This window comes from Haloarcula sp. MBLA0138 (assembly GCF_055632455.1).
Window position 1 is genome coordinate 2,654,743 of record NZ_CM145746.1, and the last position, 16,109, is coordinate 2,670,851.

14 protein-coding genes are annotated in these 16,109 nt (G+C 66.3%); 11 read left to right on the top strand and 3 right to left on the bottom strand.

What is annotated here, in order from left to right:
* Positions 1 to 121 precede the first annotated feature (121 nt).
* The 8 genes from ACV7JO_RS14195 to ACV7JO_RS14230 all read left to right on the top strand — a co-directional run bounded on the left by ACV7JO_RS14195 (position 122) and on the right by ACV7JO_RS14230 (position 5,822).
* Positions 122 to 2,098 carry an aconitate hydratase gene (locus ACV7JO_RS14195; protein WP_470354064.1) on the top strand — a complete coding sequence of 659 codons (1,977 nt, stop codon included), beginning with the start codon at positions 122 to 124 and terminating at the stop codon, positions 2,096 to 2,098.
* A gap of 422 nt (positions 2,099 to 2,520) precedes the next feature.
* Entirely contained in the window at positions 2,521 to 2,967 is a 447-nt protein-coding gene (gene rimI, locus ACV7JO_RS14200; protein WP_470354065.1) for a ribosomal protein S18-alanine N-acetyltransferase, read from the top strand.
* A 40-nt stretch (positions 2,968 to 3,007) separates the two neighbouring features.
* Complete coding sequence (locus tag ACV7JO_RS14205; protein ID WP_470354066.1) at positions 3,008 to 3,451, top strand: DUF5810 domain-containing protein; 444 nt, start codon at positions 3,008 to 3,010, stop codon at positions 3,449 to 3,451.
* A 23-nt stretch (positions 3,452 to 3,474) separates the two neighbouring features.
* The gene (locus tag ACV7JO_RS14210; protein WP_470354067.1) at positions 3,475 to 3,888 is read left to right on the top strand and encodes a DUF5809 family protein; all 414 of its coding nucleotides are present in this window, start codon (positions 3,475 to 3,477) and stop codon (positions 3,886 to 3,888) included.
* On the top strand, positions 3,888 to 4,301 hold the full coding sequence (locus tag ACV7JO_RS14215) for a hypothetical protein (RefSeq protein WP_470354068.1): 414 nt from the start codon (positions 3,888 to 3,890) through the stop codon (positions 4,299 to 4,301). The genes ACV7JO_RS14210 and ACV7JO_RS14215 overlap by 1 nt, the downstream gene beginning before the upstream one ends.
* Complete coding sequence (locus ACV7JO_RS14220; RefSeq protein WP_470354069.1) at positions 4,298 to 4,840, top strand: NUDIX hydrolase; 543 nt, start codon at positions 4,298 to 4,300, stop codon at positions 4,838 to 4,840. Before ACV7JO_RS14215 ends, ACV7JO_RS14220 begins: the two co-directional genes overlap by 4 nt.
* 13 nt (positions 4,841 to 4,853) lie before the next feature.
* Positions 4,854 to 5,414, top strand: coding sequence for an NUDIX hydrolase (locus ACV7JO_RS14225; protein ID WP_470354070.1), 561 nt, complete (start codon positions 4,854 to 4,856; stop codon positions 5,412 to 5,414).
* A gap of 39 nt (positions 5,415 to 5,453) precedes the next feature.
* A complete protein-coding gene (locus ACV7JO_RS14230; RefSeq protein ID WP_470354071.1) occupies positions 5,454 to 5,822 on the top strand; it encodes a rhodanese-like domain-containing protein in 369 nt (122 codons plus the stop codon).
* On the opposite strand, the gene ACV7JO_RS14235 is transcribed toward ACV7JO_RS14230, so the two are convergent.
* Both ACV7JO_RS14235 and ACV7JO_RS14240 read right to left on the bottom strand, forming a co-directional pair.
* On the bottom strand, positions 5,819 to 6,376 hold the full coding sequence (locus tag ACV7JO_RS14235) for a phosphate-starvation-inducible PsiE family protein (RefSeq protein ID WP_470354072.1): 558 nt from the start codon (positions 6,374 to 6,376) through the stop codon (positions 5,819 to 5,821). The genes ACV7JO_RS14230 and ACV7JO_RS14235 overlap by 4 nt on opposite strands.
* A gap of 42 nt (positions 6,377 to 6,418) precedes the next feature.
* Positions 6,419 to 10,363: a pentapeptide repeat-containing protein gene (locus ACV7JO_RS14240; protein WP_470354073.1), complete on the bottom strand. Its 3,945-nt coding sequence runs from the start codon at positions 10,361 to 10,363 to the stop codon at positions 6,419 to 6,421.
* Between the two features lie 665 nt (positions 10,364 to 11,028).
* Here ACV7JO_RS14240 and ACV7JO_RS14245 point away from each other — a divergent pair.
* Positions 11,029 to 12,294: a Fic family protein gene (locus tag ACV7JO_RS14245; protein ID WP_470354074.1), complete on the top strand. Its 1,266-nt coding sequence runs from the start codon at positions 11,029 to 11,031 to the stop codon at positions 12,292 to 12,294.
* A 786-nt stretch (positions 12,295 to 13,080) separates the two neighbouring features.
* On the opposite strand, the gene ACV7JO_RS14250 is transcribed toward ACV7JO_RS14245, so the two are convergent.
* A complete protein-coding gene (locus tag ACV7JO_RS14250; RefSeq protein WP_470354075.1) occupies positions 13,081 to 13,188 on the bottom strand; it encodes a TFIIB-type zinc ribbon-containing protein in 108 nt (35 codons plus the stop codon).
* A 150-nt stretch (positions 13,189 to 13,338) separates the two neighbouring features.
* Between ACV7JO_RS14250 and xacF the strand changes: the two genes are divergently transcribed.
* Entirely contained in the window at positions 13,339 to 14,787 is a 1,449-nt protein-coding gene (xacF, locus tag ACV7JO_RS14255; protein WP_470354076.1) for a 2,5-dioxovalerate dehydrogenase, read from the top strand.
* A gap of 441 nt (positions 14,788 to 15,228) precedes the next feature.
* Positions 15,229 to 16,092 carry a fumarylacetoacetate hydrolase family protein gene (locus ACV7JO_RS14260; protein ID WP_470354077.1) on the top strand — a complete coding sequence of 288 codons (864 nt, stop codon included), beginning with the start codon at positions 15,229 to 15,231 and terminating at the stop codon, positions 16,090 to 16,092.
* The last annotated feature ends 17 nt before the right edge of the window (positions 16,093 to 16,109 follow it).

The following is a 16,109-nucleotide window of genomic DNA, read 5'->3' on the forward strand; positions in this document are numbered from 1 at the left end:
CTTCCCCAGTCGGCGACCGCTGCCGGTGTCGGGCCCTCTCGGGACCCCACCGGTGTGCCATGTGGCAGTCTTTCGTGGATACGCGGGATTTATACCCACGCGTGTTCGACAAACGGACGTTATGGGACAGACGCTCACGGAAAAGATTCTCGACGAGCATCTCGTCGAAGGGGAGCTGACACCCGGCGAGGAGATCGGCATCGAAATCGACCAAGTGCTGACACAGGACACGACCGGAACCCTCGTGTGGCTCCAGTTCGAGGCGCTCGACCTCGACGAGGTCCAGACCGAACTGGCCGCACAGTACTGTGACCACCAGACCTACCAGTTCGACTTCAAGAACACGGACGACCACCGCTTCCTGCGCTCGGCCGCCGGCACCTTCGGTGCCCACTTCTCGCGGCCCGGCAACGGCATCTGTCACAACGTCCACAAGGAGAACTTCGCCGCGCCCGGCAAGACGATGCTGGGCTCGGACTCCCACACGCCGACCCCCGGTGGCCTCGGTGAACTCGCCATCGGTGCCGGCGGCCTCGACGTGGCCGTCGCCATGGGCGGTGGCGCGTACTACATCGACATGCCCGAGGTCGTCAACGTCCGTCTCGAAGGCGAACTGCCCGGCTGGGCGACCGCCAAGGACGTCATCCTCGAGCTGCTTCGTCGCCTCTCCGTCAAGGGCGGCGTCGGCAAGGTGCTGGAGTACACCGGCCCCGGCGTCGAGACACTGACCGTCCCCGAGCGGACCACCATCACCAACATGGGGACCGAACTCGGCGCGACCTCCTCCATCTTCCCGACCGACGCCCAGACCGAGGACTACCTCGAACGGCTCGGCCGCGAGGACGAGTTCGTCGACATCGGCCCCGACGAAGACGCCGACTACGACGACGAGATCGTCGTCGATCTCTCGGACCTCGAACCGCTCATCGCCCAGCCGTCGATGCCCGACAACGTCGTCCCCGTCCGCGAGGTCGAGGGCGTCGACGTCGAGCAGGTGATGATCGGCTCCTGTACGAACGGTGCCTACGAGGACATCCTCCCGGCGGCGAAGATGCTGGAGGACCGCAACATCGACAAGAAGACCGAGATGATCGTCGCGCCCGGCTCGAAGCAGGCCTCCGAGATGCTGGCCCGGCAGGGCTGGACCGCGGAGATGATGGCCGCCGGCGTCAACTTCTCGGAAGCGACGTGTGGTGCCTGTATCGGCATCGGCCACGTCCCGGCCTCCGACTCCGTCTCGCTGCGGACGTTCAACCGCAACTTCGAGGGCCGCTCGGGCATCGAGGACGACAACGTCTACCTCTGCTCGCCGGAGGTCGCCACCGCGGCGGCCATCGCGGGCGAAATCGTCGACCCGCGGGATCTCGCCGACGAGCTGGGCGACCTCGAGGCCCCCGGACTGGAGATGCCCGACGAGTACATCGGCAACTCCGAGTCCGACCTCATCGCGCCCGACGACGCGGTCGACGACGACCTCATCAAGGGACCGAACATCGGCGACGTGCCGCTGAAGGACCCGCTCGAGGCCGAGGTCGGCGGCGAGGCGCTCCTGAAGATGGAGGACAACATCACGACCGACCACATCATCCCGGCGACGCAGGACATCCTGATGTACCGGTCGAACGTCCCCAAACTGTCGGAGTTCACGCTCTCGCGTGTCGACGAGACCTTCGCAGAGCGCGCGCTGGAGTCCGACGGCGGCGTGCTGGTCGCCGGCGAGAACTACGGGCAGGGCTCCTCGCGCGAGCACGCGGCCCTGTGCCCGATGTATCTCGGCATCGAGTCCGTCCTCGCACAGAGCTTCGCCCGCATCCACAAGGCGAACCTGTTCAACTTCGGCATCGTCCCGCTGGAGATAGACGAGGAGACCTACACGAACATCGAGCAGGGCGACGACATCGAGATCGTCGACGACGTGGCCGAGGCCGTCCGCTCCGGGCAGGAGGAGTTCACCGTCCGCATCAACGACGACTGGGAAGCCACGGCGACGCTGGACGCCTCCGAGCGCGAGCGCGAAATCCTCGCCGACGGTGGCAAGCTCCCGCACACGAAGAAGCAACACGACAGCGGTAGCGGCGCGGCACCCGCCGACGACTGAAGCCCGGTTTCGACCGGCCGAGCGCGGGCCGCGGCCCACGCTCACTTTTGCGGTCCGTGACGTGTCTTTCGTCCGCCCAGCGACAGCGCCGGCCGGCGCACACGGCGTCGTCGCTCCCGGCCGAGCGTGACAGTCTCCGCGCACTCCAGCGGCATCGCTGGGGCTGTCGGAAAGTGGAAAGAGGGGGTGGGGGGTGGGGGTGGTGGCACCCGAAAATGGGTGCAACCGTGATTTCGTCGGTGATAACTAAGAACCTTGTGGCCTGTCTGTCCCCGATTTATCGTCGTGAATTCTCGAATTCACAATTGAAAATATCATTCACAGCCGACAGGTACGTCGGCGACAACACCTATGTGGCGGCCGCCCGTACCCGTGGCCGTGACGACGGCCGCACCCGGGGGAGCGACGCCGACGACGCACCGGTGGTCCGACAGGCCGAGCGGGCCGACCTACTGGAGATACATCGCATCGAGAAGGCGGCGTTCCCCCAGCCGTGGCCGTTCTCGGCGCTGGAGAGCTACCTCGGCGAGCCGGGGTTTCTCGTCGCCGAGACGGGCAACGACGAACCGCCGGCCGTCGCGGGCTACGTCGTCGCCGACACCGTCCCGAACCACGGGACGCCGCTGGGCCACGTCAAGGACCTCGCGGTGCGGCCCGACTACCGCCGGCGGGGCGTCGGCTCCGCCCTGCTGTCGCGGGCCGTCGGCGTCGTCGCGGCGACGGGGGCGGGGTCGGTCAAACTGGAGGTCCGGGCGGACAACGACGGCGCGCGGCGGCTCTACCGGCAGTTCGGCTTCGAGCACCGCAAGACCGTCCCGAACTACTACAGCAACGGGGCCGACGCCCACGTGATGGTCCGCCTGCTGTAGCGACGGGTCTATGTGGCTCCCGGCCCTCGGTTCGACAACGATGGGATACGCCTGTCCGGTGTGTTCGGACCCGCAGGCCGACGCCGTACACCTCGCCAACCACCTCGCGTTCACCGCGCTGACCAGCGGCGGCGACCACGAAGAGTGGCTCGACGAACAGGTCCCCGACTGGGGCCAACTGGGCGAGGACGACCTCGCCGACATCGTCGTCGACCACGCCGCGGAGACGGAGTTCCCGCAGGTGTTCGAGGACACGACGGACGACCACGCCGACCACGACCACGCCGACCACGGCCGCTCGAACACCGACCTCCCCGGCGGGGCCGACGCCCACCGCGGCCGGCGCGCGCTCGGCGACGACGACGAGGCCATCCTCGCGGAGGCCCGGGAACTGACCCGCGAGATGCGGGCTGGCAGCGAGGACGCGGGCGACGAGAGCGCGGGCGACGACTCCGACGCGGAATCGGAAGCCGAAACCGAGTAGTCGCGGCCGGCGCTACGGGGCGTATGGAGACTGAGGGGCAGTTCTCGCCGGCCACGGCCGAGGCGGCGCGCGAGCGCTACGAGGCGGTCGGGCCGACGGCACAGGTCGTCGTCAAGGAAGTCGCCAAGGCGATGGGACTCGACGCCGAAGAGTACGAGCGCCGGGTCACCGGCGAAGTCGTCGAGACCGCCCGGGACGTGCTGTTCGCCGAGTCGCTCGAAGTGACCGTCGGCACCGCCGACGAGTTCGAGGCGTGGCGCGCCGACGCCGACTGCGAGGTCTCGGTCGTCGGCGCGGACACCGTCGAGAACGTCGTCTGGCACGCGCCGGCGTTTGCCGACACCGCCGTCGCGGCGACGTTTCAGGACGAGCGCCGGGCCGCCGTCGGGATGCTCCGCCGGCAGGCCTTCGGCGACATCTACCGCGAGGTCGTCTGATGCGCTCGGTCACACGGAACTTCCTGCTCGGGGTGGGTGCGGTCGTCCTCGTCTTGCTGGCGCTGGGGGCGCTCCCGGGCTTCCTGAAGGCCGGTGACCCCCACTACGTCGTGGCGACGCCGACCGTCGCGAGCGCCGGCCCCGCCGACGACACGACGGTAAACAGCACGCGGCTGTCGGCACGGCGGTACCCCTACACGACTGGCGCGCTGGCGAACGCCACGAACGCCAGCGCCGGCCGGTCGGACCCCTACTGGCGCGGGCCGGTCGGGCTGAAGGGGGCGTTCACCCACTCGCCGTTCGACGAACTCGCGGCGTTGCGCCAGCAACACCCCGGGGCGACCGACGGCGACAGCGTGGTCGTCCGCCACGGCGGCACGCTTTACAGCGTCGCGGTCCGACAGGACGTATGACCCGCGAACCGGCCCACGAGTGGCCCGTCGTCGACCGCGAGGCGGAGTACGAGACCGGGTGGTACACCGGCGGTTACGACCGCGTGCGCCAGCCCGACGGCTCCGAGAAGGCCTACTACTGGGCGGACCTGCCCGACGCCGTCGTCGTGGTCGCCCGCAGCGGCGACGACCTCGTCCTCGTCGACCAGTACCGCCCGACCATCCGCGAGCAGTGTCTGGAACTGCCCGCCGGCATCGTCGAGGACGACGAGTCCTACACCGCCGCGGGGGCGCGCGAACTCCGTGAAGAGACGGGGTTCGACCCCGCCGGCGTCTCGCTGCTGGAGGAGTTCTGGTGTTCGACGGGCGTGTTGCGCCACCGCCGGGGCATCGTCTTCGCGGAGGGGCTGGAACCGGTCGACCGCGACCTCGACGACAACGAGTTCCTCTCGGTGACGACCGTCCCGGTCGAGGACGCCTTGGCGGTCGCCCGCCGGGAGCCGGCCAACGACGCGACCATCGAGGGCGTCCTGCTGGCGCAGGCCGAGGGGCTGCTGTGACCGGGTGGCGGCCGTGACCGACGACCCGCCGTGGCTCCCCGAGACGGGCGCGTGGCCGGTGACCGACTCGCGGGTCGCGTGGTCGAACCCCTACTTCGACGCCGGTGTCGACACGGTCGCCCGGCCCGACGGGGCGGCCGCCGACTACTACTGGATAGCCCCGCCCGACGCCGCGACGACCGTCGTGGTCGCGGACGGCGAGGTGGTGTTCGTCGAGCAGTACCGCCCTCGCCTGCGCCGCCGGACGCTGGAGCTACCGACGGGGGCCGTCGACGACGGCGAGGACCCGGCCGACGCCGCGGTCCGGGAACTCCGAGAGGAGACTGGCTACCGCGCCGACGGGGTCACCCACGTCGAGACGTACCTCCCCAGCGGCTGGTGTCGCTCCCGCCGGCACGTCTTCGTCGCGGCGGGGTTGGAACCCGGCGCGCCCGACACCGACGAGGGGGAGACGATACGGACCCGGCGGGTGCCGGTCGACGACGCTGTCGCCGCGGTCCGGGCCGGCGACGGCCCGTTCCTCGAAGGGGCGCTGACGCCCCTGTTGCTGGCCCGCGAGGACGGGCTGGTGTAGTCCGGTGGAGGTTTAGGCGTCGGCGACGACCGGACGGATATGGACGGCGAAATCGGTACCGAGGAGCTACGGGACCTGTTGGACGACGGCGACGCCCGCGTGGTCGACATCCGTTCGCCGGGGGCCTTCGAGCGCGGCCACATCCCCGGCAGCGAGAACGTCCCGCTGGGCGTGTTGGTCGACGAGGTCGAGCGCTTCGAGGGGGCCGACCGGGTCGTGACGGTCTGCCCGAAGGGGAAATCGAGCCGGCAGGCCGCCCGCCTCGTCGCCTCATACGAGGGGTTCGACGGGCGCGTCGAGAGCTTCGAGCCCGGACTGACCGGCTGGGACGGCCCGCTGGCGACCGACGACGTGGCCGGCGGCGAGTCCGGCGACACGCCCGCCGAGGGACCGGACGCCCCCTTCTAGTCGTCCACGTCCGCGGTCTCCTCGCGCTCGCGCGTGGTCGAGAACGGCTCGGAGTAGATGTCGAAGTCGGTCATCTCTTGGCCCTTGTGGACGAAGTAGAACGCGCCGACGAGGATTATCATCAGCATGCCGTAGGCCGCCGCGGCGGTCAGCGCGTCGCCGTAGGTGGGGAACTTCCCGGTCCGGAAGCTGATTATCTTCCGGGCCATGGCGATGATGGCGACGTTGATGACCAGCGGGAGTATCTTCAGGTCCTCGATGTAGGCGACGATGGTCCGGTATATCTCGACGATGATGAGCAACAGGAGGGCGGTGTCGATGAGCTTGACCACCTCGTTGGGGTCGGTGTAGGAGCCGCTGACGCCTAGTTCGTACAGTCGGAGGCCGAGGTCGAAGACACCGACGGCGAAGAGCACGACCATCAGCAGGGCCGTCAGCATCTCCAGTATCTCCATCACGTACTCGGAGCGTCCCGCGATGCGTTGCATCACGCTCTCGTACGGTCCCTCGTGGCTCTCGTCGTCCGGGGCGACCGCGGCGTCCGCTTCTCCCATACCGGCTACATATCGGCCGGATGAAAAACAGTTTTGGACGCGTCACCACGCGACACGCCGGCCCAGCACGAACACGACCAGCGCGACCAACAGCGCGCCGAAGAACGCCTCCAGCCCGGCCAGCGTCCGCGCGGTCGGGCCGACCGGCTGGATGTCGCCGTAGCCCAGCGTCGTGAACGTCACCATGCTGAAATACATGTTCTTCCCGAAGATGATGAGGCCCTCGGGGCTGGCGAGTTCGGCGAGGCCGTCGATGCCGCTGGTCGTCAGGCCGCTGCTGCCGGTGGTCCCCTGCGTGACCGTCGTGTAGAGGACGCCCCAGACGAAGACGGCGACGGCCGAGACGTAGACGACCCGCCAGAGGCGCTCACCGTAGCCACAGGTCTGGTGGAGGACGTTGTTCCCGAACCACTTGCCAAGCGACTTCAGGCGGTTGGCCGGACCGACGCGCTCCTCGCGGGTGACGGCCGCCCGGAAGTTCTTCCGGCGGCGGTGGTACATCTCCTTGATGAAGAACTCGGCGGCGGCCTTCCGGTCGCCGAAGTCGCTGGCGCAGTTCTTGGCCTTCAGGTAGGTGTTTTCCAGCGTCGCCGGGGCGAAGGTGTCCTCGTCGGCCCCGTCGAACAGCGACTCGTCGGCGGCGAACTGGTGGATGGTCCAGTTGTTTCGCGCGAGGTAGGTCTTGTGGGCAGTGAAATCGAAGCCGTGGAAGTCGGTGTTACAGAACAGGAAGTGGTCGAACAGGCCGTGGTCGCAGTGGCGGTCGTCGAGGGACACGTCGTGAATCTCCCCGCCGGTGCAGTCGTAGTAGACGCTACCGTCCTCCGGTTGGCCGACGGTCCCGCCGTGGACAGCCGCGCCGGTCAGGTCCACGAGGACCGCCCCGTCGGCGGGTTTCGGTCGTAGCATCACCGAGCGCTCGAACTCGACGTTCGAGAGCGTCGCCGTCTCGGCGAAGACGGTTCCCTCGAAGTTGGCGTAGAGGAACGACGATTTGTCGAAGTTCGCCGCGCCGTCGAAGGTCGCCGACTCGAAACTGGCGTCGTCGTTGTGCATGTTCGCGCTGCCCTCGAACTCGCTGGCCCGGAAGGTGGCGTCGGCCCCGAAGACGGTGTCGGCGAACGTCGTGTCCTTGCGGAACTGGAGTTCGTCGAAGTGGGCTCCGCCGCCGAAGCGGCAACTGGAGAAGTTCGCGCGGTCCTCGAACACCGACCGGGAGAACACCGCGCCGGCCCCGAAACGGCTGTTGTCGAAGCGGGCCTTGTCGGTGAAAACCGTCTCCTTGAACAGTGCGTTGCCCTCGAAGGTCACGCTCATGAAGTTCGCGTAGCGGAACTCCCCGAGTTCGAAGTCGGCCGTGGCACCGAACGTCGCCCCCTCGAAGTCGGCGTCGTCGACGGTGTGTGCGCCGCCGGTGAACTCCACGCCCTTGAACGTCGCATCCTCGGCGAACTCGACGCCGGCGAAGCAGGCGTCGCTCTCGAAGCGGGCCTCGTTCCCGTTGGCCGCCCCCTCGAAGGTGGCGTCGGCGAAGGAGGCGTTCTCGTCGAAGCGGGCGTACGAGAAGTCCACGTCGTCGGCGAACGTCGCCCCCTCGACGTGGAGGACACCGAACACCGATTCCGAGAGCGTCACCGCCCCCTCGAAGACCGCGTCGTCGAAGCCGGTCTGTCGGCTCTCCACCTCGTCGAAGGCCGCGCGGCCGGCGAAACTGGCGTCGTTGAACGCCGCGTCGTCGTCCTCGTGGGTTCCCCCCTCGAACTCGACGCCGCTGAAGACGGCGTCACCGCCGAAGGTCACGCCCTCGAAGCCGGCGTCGCTCTCGAAGCGGGCCTCGCCGAAGTCGGCGTCGGCGGCGAAGGTCGCGCCCGCGAAGTGGCCCTCGCGGTTGAACAGCGCCGACGTGAAGGTCGCCTCGCCGTCGAAGGTCGCGTCGGCGTAGTTGGCGTGGGTGAACTCCGCGCGGTGGAACGTCGCCGTCGCTGCGAACTCGGCCCCGGCGAAGGTCACGTCGTCGTCCCGGACGTTGTCGCCGCCGTGGAACTCGACCCCCCGGAACCCCGCCGGCCCCTCGAAGGTCGCGTCGTCGAAGTCGGCGTCGTCGAAGAAGCGACACTCCTCGAAGGCCGCCTCGGCCTCGAAGGTGGTGTCGGCGAACACCGCCTCCTCCTCGAAGCCGGTCTCGTCGAACGCACAGCGGCCCGCGAAGGTGACGCCCTCGAAGGTGCCGAACTGGCAGTCGACCTGCCGGAAGTCGAACTCCCCGCCGACGGTCGCGCCGGCGAAGGTGAGGTCGTCGGTGTGGACGTTCGCGCCGCCGTCGAACTCCGCGCCCCGGAAGGCGACGGCCGTCTCGAAGGTCGCGTCGTCGAAGAGGGCGTCGTCGCCGAACCGCCCCTCCTCGAAGGCGGCCTCGCCGGCGAAGGTCGCCCCGCTGAAGACGGCGTCGCCGTCGAAGACCGCGCCGACGAACCGCGCGGTGTCGGCGAACGTGACGCCCTCGAAGTCGGCGTAGCGAAAGCGCGCCCGCTCGAAGTCCACCGGTCCCCCGAGGGTCGCGTCGGCCAGCGTCAGGTCGTCGTCGTCGACGTTGTCGCCGCCGTCGAACTCCGCACCCCGGGCGCTGAGCCGTCCCTCGACGACGACGCCCGCGAGGCTCACGTCGTCCTCGAAGCGTGCCTCGTCGGCCGACAGCGACCCGAACTCGCTCCCGTCGAAGGTCGCCTCCTCGGTGACCGTCGCGTCGTCGAGCGTGGCCGCGCCCGCGACGGTCAGGTCCGTCAGCGTCGCCAGCCCCACGACGGCGTGGGCGAAGACGGCGTCCCCCTCGACCGTCGCGCCGGCGAAGGTCACGTCGTCGTCGTCGGCGTTGTCGCCGCCGTGGAACTCGACGCCGCCGAAGACGGCGTCGTCTCGGACCGTCGCGCCCGCGAAGGAGGCGTCCGACCGGAACCGGGCCTCGCCGAAGTCGGCCACGCCCGCGACGGTCACGCCCCCGAAGTCGGCGTCCTCCGCGAAGACGGCGTCGGTGAACGTCGCCTCGTCCTCGAAGGCGGCGTCGCCGAAGTCCGCGTGGGCGAACTCCGCCGCGTGGAACCGCGCCGGCCCCTCGAAGGTGACACCCTCGAAGTCGGCGTCGTCGAGGACGACGTTGGCCCCACCCCGGAACTCCGCCCCGCGGAAGCTCGCGGTCCCCTCGAAGGCGGCGTCGGCGAACTCCGCGTCGCCGGTGAACACCACCTCGTCGAAGACGGCGTCGCCGCGGAAGGTGCAGTCGACGAAGTCGGCGTAGCGAAACTCCGCCATCCGGAAGGTCGCCGCCTCGGCGAAGACCGCCCGCTCGAAGCAGGCGTCGTCGTCCAGCAGGTTGGCGTCCCCGCGGAACTCCACGCCGTCGAACGACGCCGCCCCCTCGAAGGCGGTGTCCCGCAGACAGGTGTCCCCGTGAAAGCGCGTCTCCTCGACGACCGCCTCGCCCGCGACGGTCGCCCCGACGAGGTCCACGTCCGCCTCGAAGGTCGCCGCCCCGAGGTCCAACCGGCCGTCGACGGTCGCGCCCGAGAGGTCGACCCGCTCGGTGAACGTCGCCTCCGCCCACTCGATGTCCCCGAGTTCGGCGTGTCTGAGGTCGACCGGCTGGCCGACCTCGGCGTCCCGCAGGTCGACGGTTCCGGCCACCTGCGCGTATCTGAGGTCCAGCGGGTGCCTGTCGGGCGCGCCCAGCACCGCCGACGACAACACCACGTCGCCCAGTCGCGCGCCGACCAGCTGTTTCGCCCCCTCGCCCGCCGTCTCGGCGACCGTCCGGAGCGCGTCGGCGACCACCGCCGGCCCGACGCCGCTCTCGCTCCGCTCGCTCTCCGGGCGGTGAAACAGGCAGAACTCGCTGTCACCGTGCGTCTCGCGCTCGCACTCCCAACCGGCCAGCTCCGGCTCGGTCTCGGCTGCCTCCGCGGATTCGAGCCGGTATCCACAGCCCTCTGTCATGTACTGGACGGAACATGACTGTGGGGCGAGTAATACCTTTCGCCGCGCTCGGCGGCCACACCGGCCCCGACCCGCCGCGTGGCTGTCCCCGTCTCCGCTAGCCGAGAGGTACGCACCCCTCCGGAGACGAGGGGAGTCTATTGGGGTCGGGTTCACTAGCGACGCGGCGTCGCCGACGCTCGGCGCTCTCCGGCGGTTCTCCAGCCGAAGCGGCCGGGTTGCCCGTCGCCGCCCCGCCGTCGGGTCGTCCCCGGGGCGGCCGCGGCGCTCGCGGGTCGAACGTGGTGGCTCGGCCGAAAACGCGTCGTCACAAGGGGCTCAGCGGGGGTAACATCTCGTCATCGCCACCGTCGGAGCGTAGCAGGCCGGGGCTGAAAAGCAGTCCGTTCCCGGAGTGATGTTCACTGGGTGGTTTATACTTCGTTGCATAGCCTCGGACAGTGCCCGGACTAACGAAATAGGCCCCCACTGGCGTCGGTGGGGGACCGACGTGGTCCCTCCTACACGACTGAACTGATACTATTGGGTTTGGACCGCAATGGTCGAGATTTAGCACTGCGACAATCCCAATTTTCAGAAATATATTGTCATACTCCCTCTCAAATGCGACTGCAGTTCTAATAATACGCAAAAATTTTTAATCAGGTCGGGTTCAAGCAGGCGCAATGAGAGATGGATACGATCTCCCTTCAACTGCGCCCGGGAAGTACATGCCACTCCGGACCGATGAGCATCTCTCGAAGGCGTACTTCCCGGATAAACTTCCTCCGACACTGGAACTATCAGATGCTGTTGTTTCGGAAGTCTCGAGAGCGATGTGGTCCCTCGGTCGGCTAGAGGGGCTCGGCAGTGAAATCGACAATCCTGGTGCTGTGTTCAGTTTGTTTGTCTACAAGGAGGCTGAGCAGTCGTCCCAGGTGGAAGGGACAGCCGTGACTGTGTCTGATCTCTACCGATACGATGTCGACCAACTCCAGATTCGAGAGACAGTTGAGAGTGACCACGAAGCCGATGTGAGAGAGGCTCGAAACTATATCACCGCTCTCGACGATGCGATTTCGTTTCTCCAGACCGCCGGTATCGACCGGCAGAGCATCACGACGGAACTCATCAAATCGCTTCATGAGCAGTTACTGATTAAGGGCCGGTCGGACGGGGAAGATCCATTGCCTGGCGAATTTCGACCGGGGTACACTGCAATCGAAGAGGAGGGGCCACACGGCGTCGGGACACAGATTCGGTTCGTCCCGCCGAAACCAGATATGGTTCCGGGGCTGATAGACGATATAGAGCGTTTCGTTCAGCAGGGCTCTGATTGGCCGGATCTCGTCGATGTCGCAATCGTTCACTATCAGTTCGAAACGATCCATCCGTTCAAAGACGGTAACGGACGGGTGGGACGACTACTCGTGGTTCTCATGCTCGTCTCAAGTGGATTACTCCACTACCCGATGCTCTATCTCAGTTCGTATATCGAACGACACCGAACTGAGTATGCCGACCGATTGCTTGCTGTGAGTGAAGAGGGTGCCTGGGACGAATGGCTCCAGTTCTTTCTCCGGGGAATCCGGGAGCAGGCAGAAGAGGCGTTCGTCCGAGCAAAGCTGCTCGTCGACAAGCGAAAAGAGTACGAGTCACGATACTCGGATGCAGCGAAATCTGTCCGACGTCTCTCTCTCGCACTGTTCGAAGATCCGTATTTTACCGTCCGAGAAGCTAGTGAACGAATTGACGTTGTGTATCAGACGGCAAACAACGCTATCGGAGCACTCGAAACAGACGGTGTTGTGGAGGAGATAACCGGCAACGACCAGAACCGCGTCTTCAGAGCCGCCGAAATCATGGATATCGTCGAACGGCCTGTGAACCAACTGCCCGAGTCCGACGAACTTGTCGATGTCGAGCAGGCGTGGAAGCTACCTGAGCGATAACTTCTCTCCTGTTACTGTAGTCCTTTGCTTGTTCGTAGTATATTCATACGTGATGTATGGGGGATTCACCGTGGACGACAGCATCTATTAATCGAAACTAGGGCTCAATGTGTCCACCGCGGCGTTCTCTAACTCCGGAAGTCTATACTGATAGGGGAGAAACCATCATATGCGAACCGTTTTAACTCCCTCCAGTTCCCGTGCAAAACCCGATACAGGGGAAGTATTTCAGTGAGTGATTTCTGAGATGCGCACTTGGTGATATCCTAGTTTCTCGGGATCAAGATCGTGTTCCTCATCGACAGTGAGATTCGTTCCGTCGACAGTCTCATCGTACGCATGATGGATTTCATGTGTAGCTGGATCAAGTTCAATCATGCCGTAGCCTCGGCGACGCACAGGCCGCCTTCGACCGTCGTCCGACCGACATCGAACCCGGATTGGACGTTTCCGATGCCGCGCTGCTCTAACTCCGGAAGGCGAGCGCCCCGTTGCGCGCTCTGTCGCGCCGGCTGCCCTCGAACGGGCTCCACACTCTCGCCCAGACGAGAAGGATTCGCCTACGGAGCTATCTCTACAGAACGGGATAAATAAACGATACATTTGACGAAATGGGGAGAAATAAGTATGTATAACTGCACCAGCGCGATATATGGGAACAGCGAGAGAACTTCACACTCACTATCCGCCGAGACGAGATAAAAATGAACAACGCTAAGACGTACTGGGATTTCGGGCGAAACCTGTCGCTATCTCCGGCGGAACGGCCCCGTTCGACGCGTGGTTTCAATCCGCCCCTTTCGGGTAGTACTGGCCGCACTTCTCACAGACGAGTTCGGCGTTGTTGTACACTGTCACGACTGTCATGGTGGTGTCGCAGTCCGGGCATCGCATCACGACGGAGTATATTTCGACAATACATATATCTTTGTAAGACAGACGTCGAAATCAGGCCGTCGACTGCCGGCACTTGCTCCGGACGCGGCGCGGTTCGGACCGGCCCGACCGAAAGAGATGTAAAGGTGGCAGACCGTCTTTCTCGGGATGGCGACAACGCAGAACTACATTAGCGGAGAGTGGACCGAATCCGAGAGCGGGGAGACCGTCCCGAGCCACAACCCGGCGAACACGTCGGAGGTCGTCGGGGAGGTGCAGTCGTCGACGGCCGCCGACGCTCGGCGCGCCATCGCCGCCGCGGACGAGGCGGCGAGCGAGTGGGCGGCCACGCCGGGGCCGGAACGCGGCGCGGTGCTGCGCGAGACGGGCGACCTGCTGGCCGAGCGGAAGTCGTCGCTGGTCGAGACCCTCGTCAGCGAGGAGGGGAAGACCCGCGCGGAGGCCGCCGGCGAGGTACAGCGCGCTATCGACATCTTCCACTACTACGCGGGCAAGGCCGCCGACCTCGGCGGCGAGATCAAGGAGAGCAGTGCGCGCGACACCACGCTGTCGGTCCGCGAGGAGCCCGTCGGCGTCGTCGCGGCCATCACGCCGTGGAACTACCCCATCGCGATTCCGGCCTGGAAGGTCGCACCGGCACTGGCGGCGGGCAACACCGTCGTTCTCAAGCCTGCGACGGTAGCGGGCATCACCGGTTCGAAGCTGGTCGAGGCCCTCGACGACGCGGGGCTACCCGACGGTGTCCTCAACTTCGTCACGGGGTCGGGCAGCGTCGTCGGTAGCGAACTCTCCACCGACGAGCGCGTCGATGCCGTCTCCTTTACCGGCTCCGAGTCGGTCGGCGACATCGTCTATCAGGACGCCGCCGACGACCAGAAGCGCGTCCAGTTGGAGATGGGCGGGAAGAATCCGACCGTGGTGGCCGAGGACGCCGACATCGACGAGGCCATCGACATCGTCGGCTCCGGCGCGTTCGGCGTCACCGGGCAGGCTTGTACCGCCTGCTCGCGGGCCATCGTCCACGAGTCGGTCTACGACGAGTTCGTCTCCGGCATCGTCGACTACGCCGAGTCCCTCGACGTGGGGCCGGGGCTGACCGACCCAGACATGGGGCCACAGGTCACCGAGGCCGAACTCGACGGGACGCTCGAGTACATCGACATCGCGCGCGAGGAGGGCGCGCGCCTCGCCACCGGCGGCTCGCGGCTGACCGGCGGTGACTTCGACGACGGGTACTTCGTCGAGCCGACGGTCTTCGCCGACGTGGACCCCGAGATGCGCATCGCTCAGGAGGAGGTCTTCGGGCCGGTGCTGTCGGTCATCCCCGTCAGCGACTTCGAGGAGGCACTGGAGGTCGCCAACGGCGTCGAACAGGGGCTCTCGGCCAGCGTCGTGACCGAGAACCTGCGGAAGGCCCACCGCTTCGTCGACGAGGCGGAGGCCGGCGTCGTCAAGACCAACGAGAAGACGACGGGGCTCGAACTCCACGTCCCCTTCGGCGGCATGAAGGCGTCGTCGAGCGAGACCTACCGCGAGCAGGGCGACGCCGGACTCGGCTTCTACACCATCACCAAGACCGTCTACCTGAACTACTGAGCCGGCCCGCCGTCCGACTGTCTTTCCACGTTTTCGCGGCTACGTCGACCCGTATCGCGCCGCTGGCGGCCGGTATTGTCGCGCATTCGTTCAATCAGAGCGGTAACTGTCGCTCGAATCTCGAACCTTTGTTCCACGATAGTGAACGTCGTTCGCCATTGCGACACGACCCGCGACGTGTCGGGGGACAGTCCGCCCCATCACTGGAGACACCGAAACGGGGCGGTAGGGGGCGCGAAATGCGTGTGAACAATGTGCATGGCTCGCAACGGTAACAGTAGTACGTATGTTATACCCAGTGTTCGACTATTTGGAACAGCGTGTCGCTATTTCGCAAGTACGTCCGCCGAAGCCGAAGTGAAGTTCCACAGAACAGTCCGCGCCGTGAGGGCGCTGCCACAACCACAACACTTTTTTAATAATGACGGTCACTCTGACGGTATGAGGTATCACCAGTTAAGCGACGGTGCCGACAGCCGGTTGGCCGTCTCTGGCGAGCAGGGTATCTACGACCTGACCGCGGCGAAACCGCGATTGTCGTCGCTCCGCGACCTCTTCCGGGCGGCGAGTATCGCCGAGGAGTCTCCCGACGACATCGCGTCTCGACACCTCGACGACGCAGCGGAGCTGTCGCCCGAGCGCTTGGAGGAACAGCGACGGGTGCCGGTCGACGCCGACGAGGTGTGGGCGGCTGGCGTGACATACGAGATAAGCGAGCAGGCCCGCCGAGAGGAGAGTACGATGCCGGAGATGTATCTCGACGTCTACGACGCCGAGCGGCCGGAGATATTCTTCAAGTCGACGCCCAACCGGACCGTGGGTCCGGGCGAGCGGGTCGGCATCAGGTCCGACTCGGAGTGGGACGTTCCCGAACCGGAACTCGGCGTGGTACTCTACGAGGGCGAGACGGTCGGTTATACCGTCGGCAACGACATGAGCAGTCGCTCTATCGAGGGGAAGAACCCGCTGTATCTGCCACAGGCGAAGGTCTACGACCGGTGTTGCTCGCTCGGTCCGACCGTGGTGACCGACATCGAGGACCCCCACTCGCTGGCGCTGTCGATGTCGATCCACCGGGACGACGAGGCGATCTATACGGGCGAGACGAACACCGGAGAGATGATCCGGAGCTGTGAGGAACTGGTCTCGTACTTCCGGAACCACAACACCGTCCCGGAGGTGGCGGTGTTGCTCACCGGCACGTCGCTGGTCCCGGACGACGGGTTCACGCTCCGGGAGGGCGACCGCGTCGAGATAGAGATAGAGGACATCGGGCGGCTCCACAACGTCGTTACGACGGTGTGAGCGGGGTTCGGGGTGGT